Source organism: Thermodesulfobacteriota bacterium, assembly GCA_035325995.1.
In the GTDB taxonomy this organism is placed as follows: Bacteria; Desulfobacterota_D; UBA1144; order Nemesobacterales; family UBA2774; genus JADLGH01.
The window spans coordinates 1-2,458 of the sequence record DAOKYU010000042.1 but is presented as its reverse complement, the minus strand read 5'-3'; the positions used below and the strand labels follow the sequence as shown (position 1 = coordinate 2,458).

2 protein-coding genes are annotated in these 2,458 nt (G+C 54.3%); both read left to right on the top strand.

The annotated features are described in order from the left end of the window. Window positions 1-344 precede the first annotated feature (344 nt). Complete coding sequence (locus PKC29_15570; protein ID HML96825.1) at window positions 345-617, top strand: sigma factor-like helix-turn-helix DNA-binding protein; 273 nt, start codon at window positions 345-347, stop codon at window positions 615-617. 275 nt (window positions 618-892) lie between these two features. After that, window positions 893-1,654, top strand: a complete 762-nt coding sequence (locus tag PKC29_15565; GenBank protein ID HML96824.1) for a hypothetical protein — start codon at window positions 893-895, stop codon at window positions 1,652-1,654. The last annotated feature ends 804 nt before the right edge of the window (window positions 1,655-2,458 follow it).

The window sequence follows — 2,458 nt, the reverse complement described above, 5'->3', positions numbered from 1 at the left end:
CCGGCAGAGTTCCTTAAATCCTGTCCCCGAATTACTTAACATCTACAGCAATGACACCAACTCTTGATGGGATTGTTCGCGGAAGTGGATTCCCGACCCGGCTTCGCTTCCGACTTCGCTAAAGCTACGTCGGACAAGAAAGCTTCGCCGCGGCAGGTACAAGCATTGATACTAAGAAGGTAAGTTGCGAGCGGTACTGTATGAACGTTTGTACGTGAATCACCGGCGTCCGATTCCTCGCTTGCTCGAAATCGTTGGGAATGACAGAAATTAGGTGACCCCCACCTTGGTCCTCCCCCTAACAGGGGGAGGATAATGCACATGAATATGGAGAGAGCCGGGAAGTGACTGCGTATAACGACGGGATTGTGAATATACTTCATCTGCTGCCGGAGGATGTCCGGGAGAGGGTGAACAGGGAGAGAGTGGAGGGCGCGTTGGCGGGATTGACGGAGCGCGAGAGGATTGCCGTGGAGATGAGGTTCGGGCTCTCGGGGAACAAGGCGGCGACGTACGAGAGCATAGGGGAGAGGCTCGGGATGACATCGATGGGAGCGATGAAACTTTTCAAAAGAAGCTGCAGAAAGGTGGTTGACAGAATGCGAAAGTTAGATTAGTTTATATAGCAATGGGCGAACAACGCCCTTCGCGATAAGCACAAAGGAAACCGAGAATGAGAACATCATCTCGGTTTTTTTTGTGCCTGTCGATTCCTCCCCCGGTTTTTTCCGGAATGATTCCAAGCGGTTATGAGTGTGGGAGAAGTGTGTTTTTGGTGGTTTGATAGGTTGCATGCGGAGAGAAAATCCCCCCCTGCCCCACTTTTTCTAAGTGGGGTGAAAAGCAAAGGATGGATTTCTCCCTGCGGTCGAAATGACAGAAAGAGGTGGAGATGGCGAAGAGGGGTAAAGGTGACGGAGCTGGCGGGGTGAAAGAGGAAGACGCGGCCGGGGATTCTGCGGAGAAGGTGTTTACGGAGGCGGAGATGAATGCGGAGCTGGAGGCGCGGCTCGAAGCGGAGCGCGAGAGGATCGTCGCAGACGTCGAAGGCCGGCTGAGGGATGCCGGCGTCGATGGGATCGATGGCGTGAGTGACCTGGTGAAGCGTCTCAGGGAGAAGGATGAGGCGGCGGAGACTTTCGCCGGCGAAAGAGCGCGGTCTGTCGAGGAAGCAGGGGAGCGTGAGCGGAGGTTCGAGCATGAGCTGAGAAGGCATGAGGACGAGTCGCGCGAGTGGCGCGGGAAGTATGAATCGCTCCTCAGGCGTTCCGAGCTTACGCAGGCCGCGCTCAAGGCGGGGGCGGACCCGTCGAACGTGGGCATGATAGTGACGTTTACGGAGGGGAGCGTGAAGGCTGTCGAAGGCGGGGGGTTCCAGGTCGTCGGAAAGAACGGGGCCCCGATGCTCGATCCGGAGACGGGCGCCGGGATGACGGTCGAGAGATACATGCGCGGGTTTTTGTCGGAGAGGCCGGGGCTCGTGAGGCCGTCGCAGGCGAGGGGCGCGGGGACGGGAGCGCTCGGCGGCGCGCAGGGGAGGTACACCCTCGAAGAGATAAGGGAGATTGCGCGGACCGATCCGAAGAGGTATGCGGAGCTGAAGGGAGAGGGGGTTGTGCAGGAGGTTTACGAGAGGCATTTGAGGGAGGGGTAGGAGGAAGTTGCCTACCTTTATATTCCTACTGGAATGGAAAAGAGAGCGAAATGCGGCTGCGGGTCTAGTCCATCATGTAAGGGTTTCGTCCGGGACAGTGTCCAAAAAGTGAATCTATCATAATGGAAAGGACTATAAAGAAAGCTAAAACGATAACCCAATCGACGATTTTTTCTATAAATGATCTGTCTTTCATGCACTAATTAATAAGACAACAAATTGTCAAGTCAATATTAAGGTCACATCAAAGCTTCTCATTCATTCGGAATGAATCAAATATACAGTGGCAACCCACACAGTGGCTGAAGGGGAAGTTCTGAGCTAACAGGTAAGTGTGGTGCAAGTGTTTTCTACTTTTCCTTGACCAAAAGTAGCACACACGTAGTGTCTTTTTCGACGTAGCTCGTTTAAAAGCTTAAGCTCGGGAAGTGCGATAGTTGCCAGTAGCAATACCCTGCTACTTCGATTTCCTGCGCACGTGGTGCGCCGGGCCGGTGACACGTAGTGTCTTTTTCGGCATAGCACAGGAGGTGCCGAGATCACCTGAAGCGCGTCAGGTGGTAATAGCAAGACTGCTGCTACTTCGGAATCCTGCACGCGAGGCGTGCAAAATCATCGTTCCTTCGCTAAATCCTCCAAATACTATACCCCCACCCTGACCCTCCCCCTGGGAGGGGGAGGGAAGAGTAAGGTAGGTCGGATTTTTAACGCTCATCCACTCGATGTCTTCGGCGGGGCAAGTCTGGTGGTTAATTGGAACAGACGACCGGGCGTTGCTATGAATTTCCAAGTCGGCTACGTCGA

What these genes read in the sequence shown, in the direction of transcription:
- PKC29_15565 (HML96824.1), top strand. Translation starts at nt 893, where the DNA reads ATGGCGAAGAGGGGTAAAGGTGACGGAGCTGGCGGGGTGAAAGAGGAA.